23 protein-coding genes and 1 pseudogene are annotated in these 26028 nt (G+C 48.2%); 5 read left to right on the top strand and 19 right to left on the bottom strand.

The genetic code is table 11. The features are described from left to right. Positions 1-62: 62 nt before the first annotated feature. Positions 63-1058, bottom strand: a complete 996-nt coding sequence (locus P6910_RS22845) for a GTP-binding protein (protein ID WP_317143555.1) — start codon at positions 1056-1058, stop codon at positions 63-65. A gap of 156 nt (positions 1059-1214) precedes the next feature. On the opposite strand from P6910_RS22845, the gene P6910_RS22840 reads away from it, so the two are divergent. Further along, positions 1215-1832, top strand: coding sequence for a hypothetical protein (locus tag P6910_RS22840; protein WP_317143554.1), 618 nt, complete (start codon positions 1215-1217; stop codon positions 1830-1832). A gap of 15 nt (positions 1833-1847) precedes the next feature. On the opposite strand, the gene P6910_RS22835 is transcribed toward P6910_RS22840, so the two are convergent. Beyond that, entirely contained in the window at positions 1848-2312 is a 465-nt protein-coding gene (locus P6910_RS22835) for a hypothetical protein (protein ID WP_317143553.1), read from the bottom strand. A gap of 76 nt (positions 2313-2388) precedes the next feature. Then, positions 2389-3564, bottom strand: coding sequence for a chromate efflux transporter (gene chrA / locus P6910_RS22830; RefSeq protein ID WP_317143552.1), 1176 nt, complete (start codon positions 3562-3564; stop codon positions 2389-2391). Between the two features lie 374 nt (positions 3565-3938). Between chrA and tatA the strand changes: the two genes are divergently transcribed. Both tatA and tatC read left to right on the top strand, forming a co-directional pair. After that, positions 3939-4154 (top strand): twin-arginine translocase TatA/TatE family subunit, encoded by a 216-nt coding sequence (gene tatA, locus P6910_RS22825; RefSeq protein WP_317143551.1) that lies wholly within the window; start codon positions 3939-3941, stop codon positions 4152-4154. Positions 4155-4197: 43 nt separating this feature from the next. After that, positions 4198-4956, top strand: coding sequence for a twin-arginine translocase subunit TatC (tatC, locus tag P6910_RS22820; protein WP_317143550.1), 759 nt, complete (start codon positions 4198-4200; stop codon positions 4954-4956). 31 nt (positions 4957-4987) lie between these two features. Here tatC and P6910_RS22815 read toward each other — a convergent pair whose 3' ends face one another. After that, entirely contained in the window at positions 4988-5569 is a 582-nt protein-coding gene (locus P6910_RS22815) for a sugar O-acetyltransferase (protein ID WP_317143549.1), read from the bottom strand. A gap of 431 nt (positions 5570-6000) precedes the next feature. On the opposite strand from P6910_RS22815, the gene P6910_RS22810 reads away from it, so the two are divergent. After that, positions 6001-6498, top strand: coding sequence for a YdcF family protein (locus P6910_RS22810; protein WP_317143548.1), 498 nt, complete (start codon positions 6001-6003; stop codon positions 6496-6498). An 84-nt stretch (positions 6499-6582) separates the two neighbouring features. Here P6910_RS22810 and P6910_RS22805 read toward each other — a convergent pair whose 3' ends face one another. The 3 genes from P6910_RS22805 to P6910_RS22800 all read right to left on the bottom strand — a co-directional run bounded on the left by P6910_RS22805 (position 6583) and on the right by P6910_RS22800 (position 9716). Beyond that, a complete protein-coding gene (locus P6910_RS22805) occupies positions 6583-7716 on the bottom strand; it encodes an RNA-guided endonuclease TnpB family protein (RefSeq protein WP_317143547.1) in 1134 nt (377 codons plus the stop codon). A gap of 11 nt (positions 7717-7727) precedes the next feature. Beyond that, the gene (locus P6910_RS26965) at positions 7728-8006 is read right to left on the bottom strand and encodes an IS607 family transposase (RefSeq protein ID WP_410493947.1); all 279 of its coding nucleotides are present in this window, start codon (positions 8004-8006) and stop codon (positions 7728-7730) included. A 306-nt stretch (positions 8007-8312) separates the two neighbouring features. Continuing rightward, positions 8313-9716, bottom strand: a complete 1404-nt coding sequence (locus tag P6910_RS22800) for a class II fumarate hydratase (RefSeq protein ID WP_317146584.1) — start codon at positions 9714-9716, stop codon at positions 8313-8315. Between the two features lie 277 nt (positions 9717-9993). Between P6910_RS22800 and P6910_RS22795 the strand changes: the two genes are divergently transcribed. After that, positions 9994-10833 carry an isopenicillin N synthase family dioxygenase gene (locus P6910_RS22795; RefSeq protein ID WP_317143546.1) on the top strand — a complete coding sequence of 280 codons (840 nt, stop codon included), beginning with the start codon at positions 9994-9996 and terminating at the stop codon, positions 10831-10833. Positions 10834-10846: 13 nt separating this feature from the next. Here the strand turns inward: P6910_RS22795 and lnt are convergent, their stop codons facing one another. The 12 genes and pseudogenes from lnt to P6910_RS22735 all read right to left on the bottom strand — a co-directional run bounded on the left by lnt (position 10847) and on the right by P6910_RS22735 (position 25997). Next, positions 10847-12418 (bottom strand): apolipoprotein N-acyltransferase, encoded by a 1572-nt coding sequence (gene lnt, locus P6910_RS22790; RefSeq protein ID WP_317143545.1) that lies wholly within the window; start codon positions 12416-12418, stop codon positions 10847-10849. A gap of 312 nt (positions 12419-12730) precedes the next feature. Continuing rightward, positions 12731-13570 carry an HlyC/CorC family transporter gene (locus P6910_RS22785; RefSeq protein WP_317143544.1) on the bottom strand — a complete coding sequence of 280 codons (840 nt, stop codon included), beginning with the start codon at positions 13568-13570 and terminating at the stop codon, positions 12731-12733. 61 nt (positions 13571-13631) lie between these two features. Beyond that, positions 13632-14111, bottom strand: a complete 480-nt coding sequence (gene ybeY / locus P6910_RS22780) for an rRNA maturation RNase YbeY (protein WP_317143543.1) — start codon at positions 14109-14111, stop codon at positions 13632-13634. Then, positions 14111-15133, bottom strand: coding sequence for a PhoH family protein (locus P6910_RS22775; RefSeq protein WP_317143542.1), 1023 nt, complete (start codon positions 15131-15133; stop codon positions 14111-14113). The genes ybeY and P6910_RS22775 overlap by 1 nt, the downstream gene beginning before the upstream one ends. Positions 15134-15331: 198 nt before the next feature. Further along, positions 15332-16069, bottom strand: a complete 738-nt coding sequence (gene dapB, locus P6910_RS22770; protein ID WP_317143541.1) for a 4-hydroxy-tetrahydrodipicolinate reductase — start codon at positions 16067-16069, stop codon at positions 15332-15334. 353 nt (positions 16070-16422) lie between these two features. Further along, positions 16423-16680, bottom strand: a complete 258-nt coding sequence (locus P6910_RS22765; RefSeq protein ID WP_317143540.1) for a hypothetical protein — start codon at positions 16678-16680, stop codon at positions 16423-16425. An 822-nt stretch (positions 16681-17502) separates the two neighbouring features. Further along, a pseudogene (locus P6910_RS22760) lies at positions 17503-17803 on the bottom strand (ISAs1 family transposase); the annotation flags it as partial. A gap of 347 nt (positions 17804-18150) precedes the next feature. Further along, positions 18151-19506: a tRNA (N6-isopentenyl adenosine(37)-C2)-methylthiotransferase MiaB gene (gene miaB, locus P6910_RS22755; protein WP_317146583.1), complete on the bottom strand. Its 1356-nt coding sequence runs from the start codon at positions 19504-19506 to the stop codon at positions 18151-18153. Positions 19507-19804: 298 nt separating this feature from the next. Next, positions 19805-20980 (bottom strand): hypothetical protein, encoded by a 1176-nt coding sequence (locus P6910_RS22750; RefSeq protein WP_317143539.1) that lies wholly within the window; start codon positions 20978-20980, stop codon positions 19805-19807. Positions 20981-21120: 140 nt separating this feature from the next. Next, positions 21121-22440, bottom strand: a complete 1320-nt coding sequence (locus P6910_RS22745; RefSeq protein ID WP_317143538.1) for a TolC family outer membrane protein — start codon at positions 22438-22440, stop codon at positions 21121-21123. Positions 22441-22491: 51 nt separating this feature from the next. After that, positions 22492-23817, bottom strand: coding sequence for an HlyD family type I secretion periplasmic adaptor subunit (locus P6910_RS22740; protein WP_317143537.1), 1326 nt, complete (start codon positions 23815-23817; stop codon positions 22492-22494). Continuing rightward, complete coding sequence (locus tag P6910_RS22735) at positions 23814-25997, bottom strand: type I secretion system permease/ATPase (RefSeq protein WP_317143536.1); 2184 nt, start codon at positions 25995-25997, stop codon at positions 23814-23816. Before P6910_RS22735 ends, P6910_RS22740 begins: the two co-directional genes overlap by 4 nt. Positions 25998-26028 lie beyond the last annotated feature (31 nt).

Raw genomic sequence — 26028 nt, 5'->3', positions numbered from 1 at the left:
AACACAACACTTTCTGGAAACGGGGTCTTATGTAGGTCCCGTTTTTGTGTCTGGTACAGCCTTCACTCTGAATCAGGCACCAAACCTGCCGCCTGGCACAATAACTCTTCAATCTCATCCCATGCCAGAGGTTCGTTGTGAATCACCTCAATCCGACTGTTATCGCATTCTTCCAGTTCCATGATGCTGACTACGCCATCCTGGGCATTAAATGCCCTTGGCCCGAGATGGGTATTAACCACGGCTTTCAGACGTTTGGCAGGTACGCTGTTGAATAGATGAAACAGTGCATCGAAGGAAAACACCAGCATTGAACTGTAAAGCCAGCCACAGCTGAAATGGCCCTGTCCCTTGTTCTCTCGCCGGATAAACAGCTTGCCATCAGGCAGTTGCAGAGGAGCGGTTTGGGGCATGGCACTGTGTGAGTGGTGTGCATCCGGGTGCAGAGCGACCTGATGACCTTTAGGAAGGTCCAGCCATTGCTGCTCCAATGCGCCATGGGCTACCCAGGCTGTTTTGAATGTTTTGTTTTCCATAGAGCCGCAGAAGTCGTCAAAACGCTCTTTGTCGGAATCCTCACAACAGTCGGTTTTATTGGCCACGATGACGTCTGCCAGAGCGATCTGATCCTGAAAGTTTTCGTTATCCAGATACCGCTGGTCTTTCAGATTCCGGGGGTCCACCAGACAGATACTGGCTTTCAGGTCGAGTACTTGGCAATAGTGCTCACCTGTCAGCGTCTGCAGAATCTGTTCCGGATGCCCCAGCCCTGTAGGTTCGATCAGAATACGGTCTGGTTTGCTGCGGGCAATCAGCATATTCAACCCAATCTGCATGGGCAGCCCGGCCACGCAGCACATGCAGCCACCGGGCACTTCCCGGACAACAGCACCTTTGCCCGACATTATGGCGCCATCGATGCCGATTTCTCCAAACTCATTCACCAGCACACCCCAGGTTTCGTCCCTGGGTTTGTTGGCAAGCAGGTGAAGGATGGCAGTGGTTTTGCCGGATCCGAGGAAGCCGGTAATCAGGTTAGTAGGGATTGCTTTGGTCATGACATCTGAAACTGATTGAGGTTGTTACAATATAACGTTTTTGGCGAAGGTATGGGAGAAGAATTTCTCTAAACACCGTCTACTAATGGAAGAAACCTGAAAATCGTCGATAGTTAGAAGTAAGGGATTTTCAGCTTTCAAGGAGGATCATGAGCCATGGCTGGACCAGTAAATTTTCTCAAAGGCTTGGTGGGAACTTCAACTTCGCAGAGTTCGAACAAGGTCAAAGGCAAGCAGGTCGGGCGATATGATCATCGAGCAGCTGAGGCTGTCGATGGCAAACCCATCCTCAAGGAGTCAAAAGAATTCTTTTTGGCTCAAGCTGATCATCTGGTAAAACAGGCTGGACAGTACAGATCGAAGGTTGCGCAACAGTGCACACTAGAGCAAGCTCAAAAATTCAGAACCCAGGCGGCAAATGCCAAAACCAGTGCCCAGCTCCAAACTGAAAAAAATCGTAAGGAACAAAAAAGCCGAATGGCCGAAGCAAAGAGAGCAAGACAGAAGGGTCCTCTGAATCAAATAAAAAAAGCCGCAGTTAAGGTTGTTGATGCCGTCAAGCATGAAGCAGAAGAGCTTTATCAGACTGCATCACAGGCTGTCGAATGGGGTGGGCGTCAGGTCAGATTAGTTAACGAACAAGATGTATTGAAAAATATGATTAAGCAAAAAGACAAATTGAAGTGGTATAAGAACCCTGCAGAAAGCTTTCAACTGTGGCGGGACATAAGGCAGGTGAGAGCCAGAATCAAGACTCTCGAGAAGGACAAGTAACAGTAAAGCACCCGCTCACAGGGAAGTTTTTTTAGTCATATTGACTTCCCTTAGCCCTTCAATATGACTCCCCAGCCGCCAGATAATGAACAGACTCACCAGAGTGGCGGCTGATTCAACAATAAGCTCTGAGTGTTCCAAGGGTGCATAAGCCAGTATTAAAAACATCGGCAGGCTGAACACCAACGCTCTCATGGTGACCACCCAACCTATTGAAATCAGACGGGTCCAGAACTGTTCTCCCTGAAGACCCCCGTTGCAGAGCCAGGCATAAAAGATAGCAATGACAGGAATTAAGAGTTCTATGGCTTCAAGCCAGCCTGAATGGGCGGAGCGGTCATTGATGTTTTCAGGAAAAAATCCCAGGGTCAGAAGCGCCAGCCAGCAGAGAACATAGAGGTAGGTTTCCCGACCAGAGAGAGGCTTCTTTCTCAGTCGTTCCTTGAGCCAGTTAATATCCCAGAACACCACGAATTGCATAATCGTACCCTCCAAAAGCTTATATAGTTTAGAGGCTCCGGGGAGTGAAAAGTTCCCCGGAAGTGCTTGTTCAGTGTCAGATCAACAGAAAACCAATGCCTGCAAACAGGGGAACCATCCAGGCAATTGGCAGCTTCCAGACAGCCAGAAGCAGATAAGCCAGCAATGCCAGGGCAACATCCTGAGCATCCTTGATGGCCAGAGTAATAACCGGGTTGTAGAAGGCTGCCAGAAGCAAGCCTACTACCGCCGCATTAATGCCATTGATAGCAGCTCTCAGCTTTGGCATGGCTTTCAGACGATTCCAGAAGGGCCAGGCCGCTGCCAGCAGAAGGAAAGAGGGAGCAAAAATACCCAACAGCGCGGCCAGTGCATGGGAAATACTGTAGCTACCGCCGTATACACCGCCCAGAAAAGGGGCCAGCGCAAACATAGGGCCAGGTACTGCCTGGGCGGCACTGTAGCCTACCAGGAAGGCGTCAGGGGTAACACCGCCGGGATGTACAACTTCAGCCTGAAGCATCGGCAGAACGACATGGCCGCCGCCAAATACCAGGGCACCGGCCCGATAGAAACTGTCAAACAGGCTCAGACTGGTAGAGTCTGACATATCTGCAAAGAAAGGCAGCAAGATCAGGCCGGCAAGAAAAAGAATAAGTGCAGCAAAGGCTTGTCGTTTGCTGCCTTTAACCCGGGCATGGTCGTCATGGGCAGACTGATCTTTATAGATGAAGAATCCACAGGCTGCCGCCACAAAAATCACCCCAATCTGGGTGAATACATGGGGAAGCAGCAACATGGCCCCTGCTGACAATACCGCTAATGTCACCCTGGGGCGGTCCGGGCATAATGATTTGCCCATTTTGATAAGCGCATCAGCCACTACAGCAACGGCAAACAGCTTGATGCCCTGTAGCATTCCCATAGCGGCAGGGATGCCGGATATCTCACTGTAGCCCAGCGCCAGCAAGATCATGATCAGGGCAGAAGGAAGGGTGAAACCCAGGAATGCAGCAATAGCACCCGGCAGGCCGGCACGTTCAAAACCGATGCTCATTCCCACCTGACTGCTGGCCGGTCCGGGCAGCATCTGGCAGAGGGCTACGGTGTCAGCGTAATCTCTTTCGCTGAGCCATTTACGACGTCCCACAAACTCTTTATGAAAGTAGCCAATATGGGCTGTGGGCCCCCCGAAGGAGTAGCAACCCAGCACCAGAAAGCGCCAGAAGATGTCGAGAATCGAGTGTCTCATAAACTGTCCTCACAAATATTGCCCGCTATTGTAAGGATGGGTATGTCATTAATCGAATGAATTCACTTAAGTACCTAACCAGTTGGTTTCGCATATTCTGGACGGCGGCTTTTTCCACCCTTCTGCGTTCCAACTCTGGTTGCGTAGCTATGGCTACGCGCCCGTCGTTGCGCCTTGAAGGATGAAAAAATCCACTCGCCAGAATATGCGAAACCAACTGGCCAGGTACTTATTGGAAATCCTTTCAGGTAGGATTCTGTGCAGAATGGCGGCTGTTTATTTCGCAAGTAGTGGCTGTCCTATTGAATCTACTGATTGTGAGAAGGGTTTTCAGTTGAGTATGCTTAACTACCTAACCATCGGAGTGAGTAACAATGGGTCTTGGTGGAATCAGTATCTGGCAGTTATTAATTATTCTGCTGATTGTGGTTGTGCTGTTCGGTACGAAAAAGTTGAAGAGCATAGGCGGCGATCTGGGTGGTGCGTTGAAAGGCTTCAAGCAAGCGTTGACTGAAGAAGAGAGTGATCCCGCTTTGAAAAAGGCCGCACAGGGAGGCAGCACTCAAAAAGAAATTTCCCATAAAGCCTGATGCCGAAGGCTATTTTCTGCAGGGTTTTCAGGATAATAAACAAATGTCATCTACTACCGAGAGCAATGACAAGCAGCAACCATTGGTTCAGCATCTGCTTGAACTGAGAACCCGTATTCTGCGGAGCATCGTTGTTGTGCTGATTATTTTTGCCGGGCTCTTCTACTTTTCCACTACGCTCTATGAATTCTTTTCAGAGCCTCTGCGAGTTTTCCTGCCGGAAAACACCAGTATGATAGCCACCGATGTTGCATCGCCCTTTCTGGCGCCTTTCAAACTGACCATGGTCCTGTCACTGTTTGCCGCTATTCCTTTTATTCTGAATCAGATATGGGGGTTTATTGCGCCAGGGCTATACAGGCATGAGAAAAGGCTGGCAATACCACTGCTTGTTGTCAGTGTCGTACTGTTTTATGCCGGAGTGGCTTTTGCCTACTTTGTGGTCTTTCCGCTGATCTTCGGGTTCTTTAGCAGTGCAGGCCCTGAGAGTGTCACGATGATGACCGACATAAACAGTTACCTGAATTTTATTCTGAAACTGTTTTTTGCCTTCGGTATGGCGTTTGAGATTCCTGTTGCCACTGTGCTTCTGATCTGGTCGGGAGTCTCAACCGTCGAGTCCCTGTCCGGAAAGCGTCCCCATATTGTCGTAGGTTGCTTTGTTCTGGGCATGCTGCTGACCCCTCCTGATGTGATTTCCCAGGCTCTGCTGGCTGGCCCGATGTGGTTGTTGTTTGAGGTGGGCATTCTGTTTGCTCGTCTGACGTCTCGAAAACCAAAGGAAGCCGAAGTGCAGTCGTGAACCAGAGGCCCTTTGCGATAAAGCTATCTCATCAGCCTAAGGGGGATAAAATGGCTTCTTTGCTCATGACTGATTTAATGACTCTGCAGGGGGCTCCCACAGCCACGCTATTGGCAGGAATGTCACGAGTCACCACACTGCCCGCTCCAATCACAGAATTATCGCCAATAGTTACTCCGGGATTGACGCTCACATTAGCGCCCAGCCAGACGTTATTGCCGATGGTGATGGGTTTGCAGAACTCCAGCCCTGTGTTTCGAGTTACTGAATCCAGAGGGTGTCCCGCAGTGCTTATGGTGACACTGGGACCAAACAGCACATCATTACCAATGGTGACTTTTGCACCGTCTAAAATCGTGCAGTGATGGTTGGCGTAAAAGTTCTCTCCCAGGTGGATGTTGTAGCCATAATCACAATAGAAAAAGGGCTCTATCCATGCTTCCGAAAGGGTACCCAGAAGTTCATTGAGAACCTCTGCCTGTTGTGTTTTGTCGTCCGGTGAAACTTGATTAAAGCGGTGACACAGCTTCTTGGCCTCCAGACGATCCTTGGTCAATTCAGAATCAAATGCGATGTAATCCAGTCCTGCAAGCATTTTCTCTTTTTCGGTCATAAGGCTACTTCAATAAAGGTTTGTCAGTGGCTTTATTAACTCATGTCTGGATTAGGGGTTTAGTACGTGCTTTCCGATCTGTTATCAGGATCTCTTGTCAGGTAAATAGTCCTGAGCCGGAATACTGATCATTGGATGTCACGAAAAAGCTTAAAAGATCAGCATTAGTGGCAGCTGAATAAGTAGGCTCTTATTGACCCCATCAAGCTGAGCCTTGTCATTTTTTTTTGACTCATTGCTATCAGGTTGAATGCCTGAATCAGATCATTCTGACAGGCTCCTGGCCGGTTAAGCTTTTTTCTCAGTAACGATGTTATATTGTTGGTGAATTACAGTAGCTGATTGGGGTGAGCGAGAGCTGCCAGCTTCCCCCTTTAATATTCTATGGATGCTGATTGTGGCAATGATCTTTAAAACATGATCTTTAAAACATGATCTTTAAAACAACAATGGGCTGGCTGGCGTGGTTGGCCCTGATTTTTCTCTATCTGCTTTCGGTTGCCCCTATTGCCCATCTTCTGGCCAGGGGGCTGGAAATATATCCTCCTGTTAATGGGAGTCTTTGTAAAAAAGCCGATGCCATGGTGCTGCTGGGAGGGGGAAGGCCGAGAAACTCTGCTGAACTGGAGGGTTATCAGCCGACCCCTCTGTCACTTGAGCGTATTCGTTATACCGCTTTGTTGTACCGGGAGTGTGAAGTCCCCATTCTGGCCACTGGAGGTGGGAAGCGACCTGAGTCGGAAATGATGGCCAGAGTTCTGAAGAATGACTATAACGTTGATGTATCATGGATAGAAACTCAGAGCATGACAACCCGGCAAAACGCCCAAAACAGTAAAAAACTGCTGGGTAATAAGCTGCCAGATAAAGTGCAGACAACTGTTGTCCTGATTACTCACGCCTGGCATATGCCGCTACTAAAAATCTAACATAATCTATAATTATGTAGGCTTATCTACGCCGTCGACATGGATGCACGACGAATCGTGTCTAACTCCACTCTTGCGTAGGGTTTAGGGTCTGGGCGACCCCGTCGAGCTGTAACGTGTCTCGACGGGGTCGCCTAGTCCATAATTATCAAGGTTAAAACTCGCACTGTAATCCCTATCATGCAGAGTTTTACATTTTGGACACCGCCACTCACGATCAGACAGAGTAAGATTATCATTTACGTAGTCGCAAGTATGAACCGCACACTTCTTCGAGCTGGGAAAGAACCGATCTGCAATCACAACCTGGCATCCTCTCAGCTCTGCCTTGTATTCAACAAGTTCTCTCAGCTTACCGAAACCTGCGTCACTGATTGCTCTTGCCAGTTTGCGGTTTTTTACCATGCCTTTGACATTCAGATTTTCGAGGGTGATTATTTTGAATCTTGACGTCAGATAATCACTTACCTCATGTAGTACGGCTGATCGCTGGTTACTTATCCGGTAATGTAGTTTGGCAACCGCTCGCTTGGCTTTCACATAGCGGTTGCTTCCCTTTGTTTTGCGGCTTAACGCCCTCTGTTTCCTGTTAAGGCGTTTCAGAGAGCCTTTCAGTTTCTGATTAGCAGCAAAGGTTTTACCATTCGAACAAATAGCTAAACCTTTGATGCCAAAATCAACGCCTACAGACTCACGGCTTTGTGCTTTTGGGTCGTAATCCTGAGTGTCTACCAAAATAGAAGCGAAATACTTTCCGGCTCGCTTACTGATCGTCACCTGACAGGGTGTTCCTGTGAACCTCTGCTCTTGGCGCATCTTGATGCGGGTTTTCAGTTTCTCAATGCGAAGTGTTCTGCCATCAACATCGAACTTGGGTTTTTCTCTGAGAGAAAAACTGTCGTGTAGTCCTCGCTTCTTGAATCTTGGATAACCTGCTTTTTCTCCTTTCTTCACCCGACGAAAGAAGTGAGTAAAGGCGTCATGAAGATCGTCGATTGTGTTCCTGGTGACACGTTGGCTGACTTCGGCATACCAGGGAAACTCAAGCCTGAGTTCTTGGTATTTTTCATTGGCAGCCTTCTTTGACCATTTAACGCCTTCTTGATTGAAATGGGCTAACAGTTGATTGAACGCATGACGACGAGAACCACAAGCCCTATCAAGATAATCGGCTTGTTGTTTTGTCGGTCTGAGTTCAATCTTGTGAGCTAACAACATCTTGCAAAGTCTCAAGCATTTTTTCGTATAACCTGAGTTCGCCAACCTTTTGCAGAACAGCAGGCTTCCAGTAACTCTTGCTGCCTGTCTAAGTCCGGCTTTTGGTCGTGACCGGATACTCTGCAATAGCAAAGCGTAGGCGCAGCTTCGTTACTGTAGCCTATGAATTCAGACACGTCGTAGTAACGAGTTCCACCTTTGGTCTTTCTGGCAGGAAGCAGCTCACCTGTACTTTCCCATTTTCGAAGTGTTACTGGTTCTGTACCAAGTAGACGAGCTGCCTCACCTATCTTTACTAATCTCTTATCTATGCTTTAGATTTTATAAGATAGTTTGAGATTATAATAGATTGTTGCGAACTGTTTTTAACCCCGGGCAGTGTTGAGTTTTGAAAGGGCTGGCTTCAAAGTGATCCCGGCACCCACAGCATTCAACTCGAAAGAGATCCCCTGGCAGAAAGGGTCCAACTGGATCCCGAGGGTTCGCAATCTCAGGCTCAGTGAACTGGCCCTGCATGAATATCTGGGCTTAATCTGGTATCGGCTGACTATTCGTTAAGGGTGTCGAAAACGGGTTTTTGTGACACCCCCTTCAGGCTATTTGACAATACCGCCTTTGGTGGCCCGTCCAGGGTCCAGAATCTTCTTCAATGCCTCTTCCGACATGCCGGTTTTTTCTTTAGCAACTTCGATGACCGGACGTTTCTCACGATAAGCCTGCTTGGCAATTTCTGCTGCCTTCATGTAACCAATCAACGGGTTCAGGGCTGTCACCAGTACCGGATTACGCCTCAGTGTTTCCTTGATATGAGCTTCCCTGACAGTAAAGTCGGCTATAGCCTTGTCAGCGAGAATCAGGCTGCTATTGGTGGCCAGGGTAATGCTATTGATCAGGTTGTTGGCGATCAGCGGCAGCATGACATTGAGCTGAAAATTGCCAGACTGGGCGGCAATCGCGATGGCTGAATCCAGACCCATGATTTGGGCGGCCGCCATGGTAACCGATTCGGAGATAACCGGATTCACCTTACCCGGCATAATACTGGAGCCAGGCTGCAGAGTAGGCAGTTCAATTTCACCTAATCCCGCCAAAGGTCCACTGTTCATCAGGCGCAGATCATTGGCGATCTTCATCAGTGACACCGCCACACTGCGAAGGTCGGAGGACAGTTCAAGTGCTGTCGCCGGCAGGCTCTGGGCAGCGAAGAAGTTATTGGCAGGTTTGAAAAGCAAACCGGTATCCTGACTCAGTTGTTGACTGACTTTTGTTGCAAAGTCGTGATGAGTGTTGGTACCGGTTCCAACAGCGGTGCCACCGAGGGTGATTTGATAGAGACGGTCGAGGGTTTGCCTGATTCGCTGCCGGTCATTATTGATCAGCGCTATCCAGCCACTGATTTCCTGACCAAAAGTGACGGGCATGGCGTCCATCATATGGGTTCTACCCGTTTTTACGGTATTCTCAAGCTCTACCCGACGCTTTTTCATCACCTCCAGAAGATGATTCAAAGCGGGCAGCAGGTGATTATGAATCAACAAGGCAGACGATACATGAATAGCAGAAGGAATGACGTCGTTACTGCTTTGTCCCATATTGACGTGATCATTGGGTGAGATTTTTAATCCTGAAGTACGATTGACCAGATTACTGATCACTTCGTTCACGTTCATATTACTGCTTGTTCCGGACCCGGTCTGGTAGACATCGATAGGAAACTGATCCGCATATTTTCCTTCAATAAGAGTGTCTGCAGCTTCGATAATGGCCAGAGCATTTTCTTCAGCCAGTAACTCAAGTGATTGATTGGTTCGGGCTGCGGCTTTTTTGATGCGGATAATGGCTTCTATGAAAGAATGAGGCAATGGCTGCCCACTAACAGGAAAATTCTCAACTGCCCGCTGGGTCTGGGCACCGTAGAGGGCGTCCCTGGGAACAGTCACTTCTCCCAGGCTATCGCGTTCAATTCGCACCCCGGATGGGCGTTCTGCAGAGCTGTACATGGCTGTCGACTGTCCCATTAGTAGTGCCAGAGTCAAATGTCGCCAGGGTTTTTGCTTGAAGTTGGTGTTTGTCATTGAATCAGAACCCCATCCAGTCCGGAATTCGAATGTGAACGCCAATATCATAGACCCTTATAGCCTATCGGCGGCTATTGAGAATAAAAAAACAATCTTTTGTATGAAGCCGGTTTAATGCTTTTAATACCACATAAAGCTTGTTCTTTTCTTGAACTGAACGATAATATCTCGCCACTTTTACTGACCGGATATCAGGATAATGGACGTTAAAGTAGTTGATTATACGGCCACAGATGCAGCTCAAAAATTTGTTGAATCACTCCGCGAAACCGGCTTTGCGGTTTTAACCAATCACCCTTTGAGTCAGGATCTGGTTCAGTCAATTTACGATAACTGGTTGAACTTCTTTAATTCTTCCGCCAGACAGGATTTTCTGTTTGATCCTGAAAAGCAGGACGGCTATTTTCCACCTGAGGTTTCGGAAGTAGCCAAAGGGCATGAGAAGAAAGATATTAAAGAGTATTACCATATTTACCCCTGGGGCCGGATTCCTGCTGAACTGAAATCAGAAATTACAGATTATTATGAAAAAGCTTCTGATCTGGCGGCTGAGTTGCTGGAATGGGTTGAAAGTAATGCGCCCTCTGAAGTAGCTGAAGGCTTTTCCGAGCCGCTTCCTCATATGATTGAAGACACGCCAAATACATTACTCAGGGTACTTCACTATCCTCCGTTCACTGGAGAAGAAGAGCCGGGAGCCATTCGCGCTGCGGCTCATGAAGATATTAATCTGCTGACCATTCTGCCAGCGGCCAGTGAGCCAGGCTTGCAGGTCAAATTGAAAGATGGCAGCTGGGTCGATGTTCCTTCAAAGTTCGGCTACCTGATTATCAACACCGGGGATATGTTGCAGGAAGCTTCCGGAGGTTATTTCCCTTCCACCAGTCACAGGGTGATCAACCCGACTGGTGGTAAGAGTGAGAAGTCCAGAATGTCCCTGCCTCTGTTCTTGCATCCACGCAGTGAAGTGGTCTTGTCTGAGCGTCATACTCAGCGCAGTTACCTGGTGGAACGACTGAAAGAACTGGGCGTGGTTTAATTTTGGGAGTATGTCACTTCAGATAAGAGACAACCGATGCTTTCTTCTCTGAATCAGTGACAGATCTTCTTGCACAGAGAGTCGCCACAATAATCATTATCAAACTCAGGAATAAAACGGGCCAGGACCCCAGTAGCATGAAAGGGGTATTGCCTGTCATGACTTCAGCGGTACCTCTCAGTACTCCGGGTTTGAAACGTTCGATGCTTGCAACCACCTGACCTTTATCGTTTATCAGGGCGCTGATACCGTCATTGGTCGCGCGAATCATGTATCGACCGGTCTCCAGTGAGCGCATACGGGCCATCTGGAAATGTTGCTCGGGGCCAATGGACTTGCCAAACCAGGTGTCATTACTGATGGTTATTAACAACCCACTGTCTTTTGCCTGCCGGGCAGCAAAGTCAGGGTAAACCACTTCATAACAAATATAAGTGGTCATTACAGCGTTGGGGACTCGCAGTTTTTCCTGACCACTATGCCCCGGGCTGAATGCTGACATAGGCAGGTCAAAAAAGCTGATCAGCCCGCGCAGGAGTGAATCGAAAGGAACGTACTCCCCAAAGGGAACCAGCTTTTGCTTGTAATAGCGACCTTCTCCCAGACCCATGGCGATTATGCCGTTGTAATATTTTTCGTCGAACAGAGATGCTGTGCCCTCAGATCGCTCATCAACAGGCAAGCCGAGAACCAGGGCGCTGTTGTGTTCAGCTGCTTTTCGATTGAGCTGACTGAGCACTGATCTGGCCTGACTGTAGTAAAGAGGTATGGCATTTTCAGGCCAGATGATCAGCTCCTGATCCCACTCGTCTTCAGAAAGTCTATAGAAAGTATTCAGTGTTTCCTCAACATGGCCGGGTTCCCACTTCAGGAGCTGGGGGATATTCCCCTGAACAGCACTGAAGCTGATTTCTCCCACGGGGCTAGTCCACTGTAATTTACCCAGTGGAACCGATGCAACCCAGAACACCAAGGAGATTGACAGGGCGATCAAAGATGGGTTCCGATGGGCTCTATCAGTGACCAGTGTTGCAGTAATCAGGGCTGCAGTCGAAGCCATGAGCAGAGTCAATCCAAAAACACCTACGACAGGTGCCCAGGATTGAACAGGCGTGTCGAGCAGTGAGTAACCCTCAAGAAGCCAAGGGAAGCCAGTGAGTAGCCAGCTACGGACCCATTCAAACAGTGTCCATAATCCGGCGAAAATCAAGGCTTGTTGCCAGGGAGCCTGAATATTGAATCGATGCCTGAGTTTTGCATAAAGATAGAAAAGCGGCATAACCATCAGGGCAGCCAGCATAATAACGAACAGAGCAGTTAGCAGACCTGCCAGGGGGACTGAGGCAGCACCAAAATTATGGATGCTGACATAAATCCATGAAGTCCCTGTACCGAAAAGGCCCAGTCCAAACAGAAAGCCTCGGACAGTGGTCGTTTTTACTGTTTCTGTACGGGTATAAGCAAAGCCTGCTGCCGTAGCAACGATCAGGACAGGCCAGATGTTAAAGGGACTGAAGCCCAGTGGAAACAAACTTCCAGCAAACAGTGTGGCAAGGTGACCAAAGTAGAGCGTTTTTTTGTTCATAAATGGAATACGGGAAAATCAGTTTCCTCAGCGGTGACTGGCTGGAGATCTGACTGAAACCAGTCACCCTGAGTCCTCCAGGCCAGCTTGCCTGATTTTGTACTAGCAGCCTGTCGGACTTAAGACTGTCCTACACGACAACTGCTCCTGCGTTGCTCTAGCTCCTGCATCCATGCAGTCGTGCGGTTGCAATAAACTGGTCTAAAAATCCCTGTTTCTTCGTCAAATAGCTCGCTATTCTCCTCAGAAACAGAGATTTTTATCCTCAATTTCTTGCAATCCTCGCTACGGACGCTTAAGTCCGACAGGCTGCTAGACGGCGCTAACTCGCAACAGTCGAATTCGGCGGCCGTCAGAATTCAGAACATCAAATCGGAAACCGTTAATTTCCACGAACTCATTCCGTTTGGGCATATGCCCGAACTCCTGCAGGACAATCCCGCCAATGGTATCGAACTCTTCGTCGCTGAAGCTGGATTCAAAGTGCTCGTTGAAGTCTTCTATGGGGGTCAGGGCTTTGACGATAAAAGTACGGGTCTGTTCCTCAACCGGTTTGATGAAGCTGTCCTCTTCAACATCGTGCTCGTCTTCTATGTCCCCGACAATCTGTTCGAGTACGTCTTCGATCGTCACCAGACCGGCTACACCACCAAATTCATCAATGACTATGGCCATGTGATTACGGTTGGTTCGGAACTCTTTCAGGAGCACATTCAGACGTTTGCTTTCAGGAATGAAAGTGGCAGGACGAAGGTGGTCCTTGATATTGAATTTCCCATTCTGGAGAATCAGCGGAAGAAGATCCTTGGCCAGAAGAATGCCGATAATCTCGTCTTTGGTATCGCCGATGACGGGAAAGCGGGAGTGGGCTGATTCGATCACCTTGGACAGGAAGTCCCGAGGCTCCTGGTCTTCATCAACGCAGACCATCTGGGAGCGTGGGATCATGATTTCCCTGACCTGCATGTCGGCCACCTGAACAGCGCCCTCAATAATACTGAGAGCTTCATCGTCAATAATGCCCCTGAGTCCGGCATCATTGAGCAGAGTCATTAACTCACTCCGGTTCTGAGGGTCCTGAGCGAACAAAGCCGTCAGTTTGTCTTTCCATGTCGGGGCGGGCGAGTCGCCCGGAGCAGTGTCGTCGTTCATTACCTTGTATTACCGTGAAGGCCTTCTCATGGCATCATCTGCATGATTCGGCCAGCCTCTCCTATGATGATGATCCGCTCTTTTCAGACTGGTACGGATCAGGAAAACCGAGGCTTTGGAGAATCGCTGTTTCAAGAGATTCCATCGCTTCGGCTTCGTCTTCTTCGATATGGTCATAACCCAGCAAGTGCAGTGTGCCATGAACCATCATATGAGCCCAGTGTGCCTGAAGGGTTTTTTTCTGTTCCCTGGCCTCACGCTCAACCACGGGTGTACAGATAACCAGATCGCCCAAAAGGGGCAGGTTGAGTTCTTCCGGCAGGTCAGAGGGAAAAGACAGAACGTTGGTAGGGCCGTTTTTCCGGCGCCATTGCCGGTTGAGTTCTGCACCTTCCTCACTGTCAACAATACGCAGACTGATTTCTGCTTCTTCGCGATGATCGCCAACAGCTGCAGCTGCCCATCTGTGCAGATCCGATTGCGAGGGTATTTCGGAACTCCCGCTGGCTATTTGTATGTCGACATGGACGTCTGCAGACATTACTGAACCCCTGCAACAGACTTGTTCTGACTTGCCTGATCAAAGCGATCGTAAGCCCGCACAATTCTCTGGACAATCGGGTGACGGACAACGTCTTTGGCGTTAAACCAGTTGAAGCCAATACCGTCGACACCTTTGAGAACATCAATGGCATGAGCCAGGCCAGAACGTGTACCCCTGGGCAGGTCGACCTGGGTAATGTCACCGGTAATGACGGCCGTTGAGCCAAAACCGATGCGGGTCAGAAACATTTTCATCTGTTCCGGCGTCGTGTTCTGGGCTTCATCAAGAATGATGTAAGAGTTGTTAAGAGTACGGCCACGCATGTAAGCAAGGGGGGCAACCTCGATCACATTTTTCTCGATCAGTTTGTCGACTCGCTCAAAGCCTAGCATTTCATAGAGTGCATCGTAGAGAGGACGCAAATAAGGATCGATCTTTTGAGACAGGTCACCCGGAAGAAAGCCCAGCTTTTCACCGGCTTCCACAGCGGGCCTTACCAGCAGGATTCGACGGATTTCCTCTTCTTCCAGAGCCTGGACGGCAGCAGCAACAGCCAGATAGGTTTTACCGGTGCCAGCCGGGCCAATACCAAAGTTGATATCGTGAGTAAGAATGGAACGAACATACTTCTGCTGGTTTTCACCTCTTGGAGTGACTGTGCCCTTGCGGGTACGCAGAGTGATCAGATGGTCGGATCTGGCTTCGTGGACCCATTCAACGGCTGATTCCTGAAGATAGAGGTGCACTGTCTCAGCCGTCAGGTGTTCTGTTTTTCCGGTCTCCCGGTAGAGACGCTTGAGTATCTCTGAAGCAGCCTGGGCATTCTGATCCTCACCCCTGATCGTGAACTGGTTGCCACGATAACGGATATCAACGCCAAGGCGCTGTTCTATCTGTTTCAGGTGCTGATTGAATTGTCCGCAAAGTTCTGCGAATCGACGGGGATCGTCCGGTTCGAGGAGAAATTGACAGGTTATACCTGCACTTTTTGTCGGTGTTGCCTGGATCTGGGTATTCAAGTCGAGAATTCAGCTCTTACTGCGATTCATATTGGTTAAGCATATACTGTAGTCCGATTCTTGCCGTATTTTATTCGCTATGAGTGTATTTTGCAGAGCACTCACAGTCGGCAAAAATGAGTGAATCAGACTGCTGAAAGTCTGATTTTACCGTAGGTTTTAACAATGTCATCTGTTTAATCCATTCATTCTCCGCGATCAGAGAATATGTTCCAGCCCGTATACCAGTTCAGCCTTGTCGTGAATGTACTCACTGGCCATAAGAATACCCGGCATGTAGCTTGTTCGTTCGATGGAATCATGACGGATGGTCAGGTACTGACCAGTGTCGCCCAGAATCACTTCCTGAGAGGCTACAAAGCCTGGCATACGGACTGCGTGCAGCTTTATTCCCCTGTAATCACCACCCCGCGAGCCTTCAATGTTGGCGACCTGGTCATGGGTACCAATATTGAACTTCTCGCGCTCTTCGCTCATCAGTTCGGCTGTTTTTACTGCGGTACCCGATGGGAAGTCCACTTTTTGCTGGTGATGGTACTCAATGATTTCGGCGTATTCATAATAACGGGCGGCCTGCCTGGCAAACTGCTGCATCAGCACGTTACCCACGATGAAATTAGGTGCAATAAAGCAGCCTTTGCCGGTTTCCCTGACCCAGCTCCGAATGCTCTCCAGGTCATCAGGTGTAAAGCCGGTGGTACCGACTACCGCTGAAGCACCAGAGAACAGAGTGTTCTTTACAGTTTCCATACGAATTTCCGGACGGGTAAAGTCAACGACAATATCGGCGTCGTTGTTTTTCACTTCCGCTGCCAGGTCATCGCCCAGGTCGATGGATGCGGCCAGTTCCAGACGGCTGTGTTTTTGGACAAACTCAACCACTGTCTGTCCCATTTTGCCTTTGGCTCCGTTCACAGCGATTCTCAAAACTGACATGGTGTGCTCCGTGATAGTTGTCTGATGTTATGGGAAATGCCACCTAACGGGTGTCAGTTGGCATGCAGGTTGAGTGAGGACACTGTAACGGATCAGGTGGAGCTGTCAATGGCCGACCAGCGAACCTGCGAGAAAAGAAAATAGGGTGACATCTAGCCTGACACAGAGGGCGCTCAGCGTAACAAAAGCCAAAATCAACCTACATCAGTTATAAAGGCTGTCAGAGAAAAAGCTATTTCCCGTAAACTATACCGAGTGGCTGTCAAATCCGGGCTTGTCCAACAACCGGATAAGATTGCGGCTGCGCACAATCTATACTTATTCGTTGAACTTTAACTTAAAGTTTAGAATTACTAATCGTCGTCATAATCGTCGCAACCAAATCCGATATACCCTGTGATATCCCAACTATCCTTATTTTTATAGATAGTACGACGATTCCAACCTATATAACCAACCTTATTCCAACTATCTGCGCTTTCATAAACGACATTTTTGAAAACGCTAATATAGCCTATCACTTTTTCTTGATGTGGGATTTCGTAGAAGATTTTTGAAAAAATACTAAAACCCAAGTTGTTTGTTAGCTCAAAAGCAAACTTTTGTAGCATGTCAACGTAAACATTTTTCAGTGATCTATCAGAAATCTTGTAGATAGTTCGGTTATCTAGACCAATATAACCAATTGCGGTCCAGCTGTTGGAACTCTTATATACCAGACACGAAGCGTACCCTAAATTCGATATGCCTGTAATAAAAAGGGCGCATATAATAAAGCTCTTGATAGATTAAACTCCTTACATCTAGTACTAATGTTTAGTATTTATGCGCTAAAGCCAACTCATAATGAGAGCATGTTAGTGCAATTAACGAAACTCAAAAAATGATAGATTTGTATGCAAAATCTCTCAATTTCTTGATAATCACGCCTTTCAGGAACAAAGGCACACGTTTTAACCAACTATGCCCGAAGGGATTATAGTTGTATTTTGAGCACATAACGAGCCCGTAGAAAAACCCAAAAAAAACCGTAAAATTTGCGCATTCTGTTATTAGCGAGTGCTGAACTTCAGGCTCCCGGTTAATTTATAATTTTTCCACTCTGGCTTATTAACAGTCTGAGAACCGTTCAGAGCACCGCAGGCGCTTCTGGGGGGCAAGCTGTTCACACAAACACCGAACAGAGTCGTTTAAGCGTTTCTTTTTGATCTTATCCATCCGTCTTAGCAGCTTCTCGCCGCCATAACCATGGATTTTCTTGAGATTGTGCAAAGCGCATATCAATTGTCACTGGGTATTGACCTTGGGACGCCCTCGAAGTGCTCACCGTGTGAGCCCCATCTCCTGCATATGGCCGAAGGGCGGCTCGGCAATGGCGAGGCGTTTGCTGTAAATCCGTTTTCCTGCCGGGCTGTCGATCCACGGCAAAATCGTGAAAGAGCCTGCCCAGTATAGACTTCAGCCAGATAACGTGCACTCATAGCGGCTTTCTTTTGTTTTCTCTTCAGGTCTGCTTTGAAGGTTTTCGTGTTGTTCAGCAGATTGACTGCAATATGTCTAAGGTTGAGTACTTAAAGCCTGCCAAAATTTCTGCTTCGTCATTTCTTCGGATGCGACACTCGTCTTCTCTCATCGCAACATCGAGTTTCCAGTGAAGCTTATTCTCGATGTGCCAATGCTCCCGGCTGGCCTTACCAATTGCTCAGCCGTTAGCTCTGCAGAGCTGATGTAGTAGCCAAATCGTGAGCATTAATGCTGAGGCCTTATCCTGATGTGCAGGTATAAGGCCATGGACGTATTAAGAAGAAAAAAATATAAGCTACGGGTTAATAATTGCAGGGGGGTCATGATTTTTCCCTGGACATTCATGATTTTCCCTGCACGCTACCGCCAGAGGTCTTCTGGTGGTGTGGCCAGAGAGCGTGGGTCTCCTCTGGGTAGTTATGTTTTAACGTCAAAAGCTTACAAAGCTCAGAGGTATGTTCTAGCCTGCACGATTTTGTTAGCGGATTTGTAAGAGGGGAAAAGAAGATTGATAGCTGGTCCCGGTGAGCTTGAGGCCAGCCACTCTGTTCGAAGGGTCAGGCAACAACACCCAGTTCAGAATCAATCAGACTGCCACGCAAACTGTGAGGGAACGCCTCAACAATCTCAACGTCGGCAAATCGACCAATCAGGCGAGGTTCGGCACACTTGAAGTTAACCACACGATTGCACTCTGTACGGCCACTCAGTTCGCCCGGGTCTTTTTTGGAGTAGCCCGTTACCAGAATTTTCTGGGTGCTGCCTACCAGACGACGGCTGATTTGCATGGCCTGTTGATTGATCCGCTCCTGCAGAATTTTCAGTCGCTGCTTTTTGGTGGACTCAGGAACGTTATCGGGCATGTCCGATGCCGGTGTTCCAGGGCGTTTGCTGTAGATGAAACTGAACGAGGCATCAAAACCGATCTCATTGATCAGGTTCATGGTGTCTTCAAAATCTTCATCGGTTTCACCCGGGAAGCCCACGATAAAGTCTGAAGAGAGACTCAGGTCAGGGCGGTGTTCACGCAACTGGCGAATCTTGTCCCGGTACATCTCAACTTCGTGGTTACGTTTCATCAGGGAGAGAATTCGGTCAGATCCGGCCTGCACAGGAAGGTGCAGGTGGCTGACAAGCTCCGGTACCTGAGCGTAAACATCGATCAGGCTCTGGGAGAACTCTTTCGGGTGAGACGTGGTGAAACGAATTCGGTCAATGCCGTCTATCGCAGCGATTATGGTGATCAGCTCAGCCAGATCACAAACAGTACCATCGTCTTTTTCGCCGCGGTAAGCATTCACATTCTGCCCTAGCAGATTGATTTCCCGAACCCCTTTCTCGGCCAGACCCACGCACTCGGCAATCACGTCATCCATGGGGCGGCTGACTTCTTCACCACGGGTGTAAGGAACAATGCAGAATGTACAGTACTTGCTGCACCCCTCCATGATGGAAACGAAGGCCGTTGGCCCTTCTACGGAAGGCTCTGGAAGCCGGTCAAACTTTTCAATTTCTGGAAAGGTGACATCGACCACGGGGATATGGTTGCTCTGGGTGGCATCGATCATTTCTGGCAGGCGGTGCAGGGTTTGTGGTCCGAATACTACATCTACCTGGGGCGCACGCTTGCGGATAGCTTCCCCTTCCTGACTGGCCACGCAGCCTCCGACACCGATCACCAGATCGGGATTGGCTTCTTTCAGTTTTTTCCAGCGACCCAGTTGATGGAACAGCTTTTCCTGGGCTTTTTCCCTCACAGAGCAGGTGTTAACCAACACAACATCGGCTTCTTCCGGATTGTCTGTCAACTCCAGAGTATGGGTTTCTCCGAGCAGGTCAGCCATTCGAGCTGAGTCGTACTCGTTCATCTGGCAACCGTGGGTCTTGATATAAAGCTTTTTTGTTGCGCTCATACTTTCGCTTTCTGGGTTCACATTTTTTTCGCTCAGGGCCGTCTTTTCACTCAGGGCTGTTTGTTCGCTCAGGGCTGTTTTGGTTATTTCAGACGCCAAAGCCGGATTCCTGTCTGCTGTATAACGGGTCTGAGACCCTGAAGCTGTCATGTTCAGGCCCCAGGTGACTCAGAATAGCAAAATCAGCGAAAACTGATCTGGCTGGTGAAAAGGTCGCCATTATAACGGCAGTAGACTCCGGAAGGTAGTGAGCAATATTTCTGACCCTCCATGCAGGGATTACGTGATAACCGTTCGGTTAGAGTTCGTCATTCAATCCTGTTTTGAGGGTGTAGACAGGCATCAGTGTCATTTTTACAACCCCGGTTTTCATGATGACATAACTTTGAACGTTGGTTCTTTGCAGGCGAACGGTATCCAGGAGGTCATCCGCATTCATTCTGTCCAGGGCATCATAGAAGTCTGTCTCTTCCGATGAGGAGCGATTACTGAGTGTACCAAGAGCATTCTGGATATGGCCTATTTCAGGATAACTGGCGCTGGCCAGCTGTATTCCAATGGCTACAGCCCTGCTGAGGATTTTGCCGATCAGTCTGAAGGGGATGTCCCAGTCATTTTCCATCAGTGTCAGTTGAACAGAGTCTGCATTCAACCAGATAACCAGTTCTGTTTTGCCTTTATTGACGCCTTTTTCTTTTGCCCAGGGGATTTCAATCGTATCCTCACGAATGGGCTGGTCGCCATTGTAGTAGGTCAGGTGCATGTAGATTTCGGGCTTTGTAAAACACTCGCCGACCCTTTGCAGGTTCAGCTCCAGAAGATAAGCGCGTTCAGGCAGGCGTTCTGTGGCAGTGGTGTTGGGGTCGACAATGGGTTTCGTATGCATGATCGGAGTGCTGAGTCGGGCAGGGCGATGAACCAGCAGGATAATATCTTTATCCAGGTCATCGACATTCCTTATACTGAAGTCGCAGTGTTTATCCCGGCAGGATGAAGCGCTGGTAACTTCCGCTTTGCGGGGCTGATCCCTCTCCTTTGGCAACAGGAAGCCAATATAGGGGTTGTCGGTATCTTTGACCTTGCGGTAACGCAGTTTCATCAGCGACTCTTTGCTTCGCTTACCGAAGTGGAAACAGTCTGCCACCCTATCGAGTTCTTCTATCTGCTGAGTAATATCTTCCTGAATAGTTTTGGACACTTCCGGATAATTTTTTTGAATGATTTCAGGGATGCTTTGCAGGGTAAGATCCCCTGCTTCATCTAATTGCGCGGGATTGGTGGCCTCTTTACGAATATGATCCAGATGTTTCCAGGGTTTAAGGGTTTCGATGAAGCGCTGTTTCATATCAGTCAATCTTTGCTGCTTCTCTTTCAGGCCGAGAGCGTCAATATCAGAACATTCTTTGTCGGCAAAAGCAGGAGGGAAAGAAAGAGACAGGAACAAGGCGATAAACAATGATAGTCGTGTATTCATGACGAGCCCGAGGAGAGTTCAAGGAATGAATATGCAAGGCACTGGAAGGATAACAGAGCACATATTTTAATTAGATACGATTGTCGAATCTGTCAAATTCCGCTGCGGAAGTGAGCCCCGGGTGGATACACACCCCTAGCTTATGGAATTGTCTTTTGTGGCTCTTTTTGCAACAGTGGCCGAATAGTATTGATTCGCATCGCACCCAGGATATTGCTTATGCTCGCAAGAACACGGTATTGGGCATAAACATACTGATAATCAGCAGCGAGGTATTGTTTGCGTGCTTCAAACAGCTCGTTCTGAGTATCAAGTAAATCCAATAACGTACGATGACCAGCCTTAAATTGTGCCAAGTATAGCTTAGTACTCTCTCTGGATTGCTCAACATAATCGTGTAAATGGACGCGTGATTGCTTTAGTGTCACGAAAGCGTCCCAAGATGACTCTGCATTGGCCTGAACCTCGCGGTACACCTTATTCGAACGCATCCGAGAGGCTTCCTCCTGGTAGAGAGCCCGACGATAACGAGAGCTGCTTTGCCCTCCGGAATAGAGGTTCCAGTTCATTTCTACAAGCAGTCGCGATTCATCTTCCCGACCATCAAAACCAGACACGTTATCTTTCCAACTACGATCTGCGACCAAGTCAAAGCTGGGGTAGTTTTCAGATTGAACACCCTTCACATCAGCTGTTGAAGCATTCACATCGAGCCTGCTGGCGATGAGTAGCTGATTATTCTGAAGTGCTAATTTAATGGCTCGATCATGGCTTTCAGGTAAATAAGACTGATCGACCTCCGGACGGATAAAGTCACCAGGATAGTTACCAGTGAGTTGCTTGTATAATGTTTCAGCATCATTCAAGTTGTTGCGGGCAGCAAGTAAATTGGCTCTGACTCTGGCAATGCGTCCTTTGATTTGCGTAAGATCGGATTTATCCGATATGCCCTGTCGCTTGCGTGCAGCGACCATATCGTAGGTTTCGAGATGTTGCTCCAGGTTTTCTTGCGACAAACGCAATACCTCTTGAGCATTCATTACACTGGTATAAACCTGCGCCACCTGTAGAGCGAGTGATTCAGCTTGTGCCAGTGTCTGATGATAATGAGCCTGCATGTTGAAGTCAGCGCGTGAGTATTCACTGGTATTGGCAAAACCACGAAATAGCGGGATTGATAATTTCAGCCTGGCCTGCTTGCGAGTTTGATTGGTTTCTCCAACATTAGCCCGATCCAGATCTTCCCGCCCGCTATCAGCACTTAAATCAACATTGGGTAGAAACCTTCCCTGGGCAATGTCGAGTTCAGCCTGCGATGCAAAGTAAGCCTGTATGGTTGCAGCCATATCCGGGTTTGTCTTTATAGCATCATTAATCGTTTGCTCAAGGCTTTGTGCCCAACTCGTGTTGCACCAGAGCATACCAAGGACTGTGAGTGTGGTGCGTAATACAGGCTTCATTGTCATCAGCTCCCAATATAAACACATAATCGCCACTGCAGTAGATGGTTATTACTGTAAAGCTCTCAATAGTGGTTTCGTGATGTACTGCAATACACTGCGTTCTGCCACGCTAATGTCGACAGTTGCCTGCATGCCAGGAATGACATTCAGGTGGCTGTAACCCTCGCCAAAGTATGCTTTTTCGACTCTTACTTTTACGATGTAAAAACTATCGCCATGTTGGTCCGTAATGGAATCGGCGGAAATGGTCTGAACCCTGCCATCCAGGCCACCGTAGACAGCAAAATCAAACGCCGAAATTTTCACTTTTGCATGCTGGCCGTGCTGCACAAAACCAATATCTTTGGGCTTTACCTTAGCCTCAACCAATAGCTCATCACCCACTGGCACAATGTCAATAAGCTCAGCCCCTGGTTTTGCGACACCACCAATCGTTGTGACATACAATTTTTGAATCACCCCATCAACCGGAGAATGCAGTTCGGTGTTTTGGACGCTTGCCTCGTTGACGGTTTTTTTACCACGTGCAATACCAAGACGAGTTCGCACTTCGGATAGCTGTTCCTGAGCTTCCGCCCGAAAGCCTGATAAAGTACTGCCTTCTTCTTTCTTAAGGCGCTGAATCTCTGCTTGCAGCTTTGGGATCTGATTGTTTGTTTTATTAACCTCTGATTGTGCTTGACTGAGCCGTTGTTTAACGTCAATCACAACCGACTCAGATACTGCACCCATTTTAAGTAGAGGCTCGTTCATTTTGAGCTGCTGCTGGATCAAATCAACCTGTCGCTGCTGATCTTCCAACTGCTGTTGAGCGGAGACAAGTTCCTGGTGAGCCTTGCTTGTTTTTAGATGGATATCATCAAGCTGCATATGAAGCTCATCCTGTCTCACTTTGTAGAGCTTTAACTGTGTATCAATAAAAGTGTTGTGGGTGGCAACTTGTTCAGGGGTGAATTCAGGGTGAATGCCTGCAACTTCTGCCGAAAGGCGAGTTTCTTCTGCAAGTAACGATGAAGTCTCCACGACCGATTGTGTCAATGACCCGCTCGCCACAGTCGGATCAAGCTCCATGAGCAACTCCCCCTGCATGACCGATTGTCCTTCACTGACGTGGATTGCTTTAATAGTACCGCCTTCGAGGTTTTGAATGACCTGTGTACGGCTAATGGGGGTCGCTTTGCCCTGGCCGCGAACGATTTCATTGATGTTGGCGAAATAGGCCCAAACGAGCAAAAACAACACCATGACAAATACTATCCAGAGCGTCACTCTGGCTGCAGATGGTGTTCGCAATAACTCGCCTTGAGAGGCGTCAGTGATAAAATCGAGATCGGCCTGAGTGAATGATTTGCCTTTTAACCGTGATAAACTCATACAGCCCTCATCCGGCCGGGAGGCTGACTCGCAAGCTGATCAAGAATTTTTTGCTTTTCTCCTTTCATCAGTATCTCGCCATGATCCATGACCGCGATGGAATCCAGTAAACTCAATATGGCAAGCCGTTGTGTAAAAATAATAATGGTTTTATCAGGTGCCAGTTGATTCAGGCGCTGTATCAGTTTTCTTTCCGAGTCTTGATCAAGTGCACTGGTTGGCTCGTCAAAGATCAGAATTTTTGGATCTCGGAGCAAAGCGCGAGCAAGTGCCACACACTGTCGTTGACCTCCAGAAAGCATTCTCCCTTGCTCACCGCACTCCCGGTTCAAGCCGTCTGGGTGCGTCGCAGTAAATTCGACGACACCTGCCATCTCTGCGGCTTTAAGGATCTGCGCATCGGTAGCATAGGGGGTACCTGTGGCGATATTATCGCGTATTGTTCCTGAAAACAGGGTGGGCAGCTGCTCAACAGAGCCTATCATCTTGCGCAGGTCACTCGGATCAAGCTGACGAATATCAATACCGTCGAGCTTAATGACACCTTCGGTAGGCGTATAAAGTCCCATTAAGAGCCGAAGCAAAGTGGTTTTTCCGCAACCAATACGACCAATTACCGCCAATCGACTTCCTGCGGGAATATTAATTGACACTGTTTTGATAACAGGAACAGTTTGCTCAGGAAAGGTTAACGAAACATTTTCAAGCTGATAGTGGCCATCAGTAAGGTCGCACTGAAGGTACTGTTTTTCATCCTCCCGTTCGACAGGCATTGCCATGATACCGGCAATACCCTTGTAAGCTACTTTGGTTTGTCCCCATCGTGCGATTAAGCCTGCAACATGGGTCATTGGAGAAATCACACGCCCTGTTAACATACTTGCCGCAATCAACCCACCCATGGTCAGATCATGGTTTGCAATTTCATACACACCAACAATAAGTAAGGCAACCGTCGACATTTGCTGTATAAAGCCAGACGTGCTCGTACCAAAGGTTGAATAAAGCCGGGAGCGGTTGCTCCAGTATGAGGCTTCGCCAATATTCTGTTCCCACTTTCGCTGATTCAACCCCTCCATTCGATTACTTTTAACGGTTTCCAGGCCATTAAGGGTTTCAATCAGTAACCCATTCTTTACCGAGGATGCACCATAGCTATGGGAGATAGCCTCATCAACCGGTCGGCGGATCAACAGTGTAATGACTAAAATAATAAAAATTGAAACCACCGGGACAAGAGCGAGGTGGCCACTAAATATGTAAATTGCGATCAGGAAAATAATGACAAAAGGTACATCAACCAATGTGCTCAGTGTCGCAGAGGTAATAAAATCTCGAATACACTCAAATTCACTTACCATTCTGGCAAATGAACCCACTGACCTGGGTCGGTGTTCTAATTTCAAAGCCTGAACATGAGCAAAAATTCTGGATGAAAGAATGACATCTGACTTTCTCCCCGCAACATCCAGGAAAAAGGTCCGGATCAATTTCAGCAAAAGATCGAAGAAAAAAATAATGGCGACCCCAATTGAAAATGCCCATAAAGTATCAAAGGCTGAGTTAGGGACGACCCGATCATAGATATTTCGGACATAAAAGGGTGTGGAGAGTACAAATAAATTAATAACAACAGAAGCAATGACCACATCACGATAAATCGGGAAAGACAGTCGCAAGGTGTCCCAAAACCAATGTTTGCCTGCCTCGCCGGTTATCAGGCGGCGGCCTTTATCAAATTTGTACTCACGCTTAATAAAAAAACAGAACCCTGTGTACAGCATACGCAGCTCATCAAGGTGCATTTCAGCCTTGCCCAGGCCTGCTTCCGGGCGAATAATTGTGGCCTCGTTAGCGGTAATGTCGAGTTTGGTCAGCACGCAGGCATTGCCATTGTGGAGCAACAAAATAGCAGGCAAGACTTCGGGAAGTATTGTGTCGAGTTCACGATTCAATAAGCGCGCAGACAAACTGGCTCGTTCGGCCGCCAGTGGTAACAGAGCGAGGGTGAGTTTATTCTCAATCAAAGGCAAGCCAGCACTTAAGGCAGTCGCTGTACTTGGTTTATCATACAACTTAGTCACGATAACCAGGCTATCGAGCAAGGCATCAAAGTGTGTCCGCTCAGGAGATCCCGTATCCCATCGATCAGTGGCTTCATTGTTGCTCTGATCTGTCATCTATTCTCCCAAAAATTGAGTTTTGGAACGG

The sequence above is a fragment of the Endozoicomonas sp. 8E genome, from assembly GCF_032883915.1.
GTDB lineage: Bacteria > Pseudomonadota > Gammaproteobacteria > Pseudomonadales > Endozoicomonadaceae > Endozoicomonas_A.
Note: the sequence above shows the minus strand (reverse complement) of the source record. Positions and strands in the feature narration are given on the sequence as shown.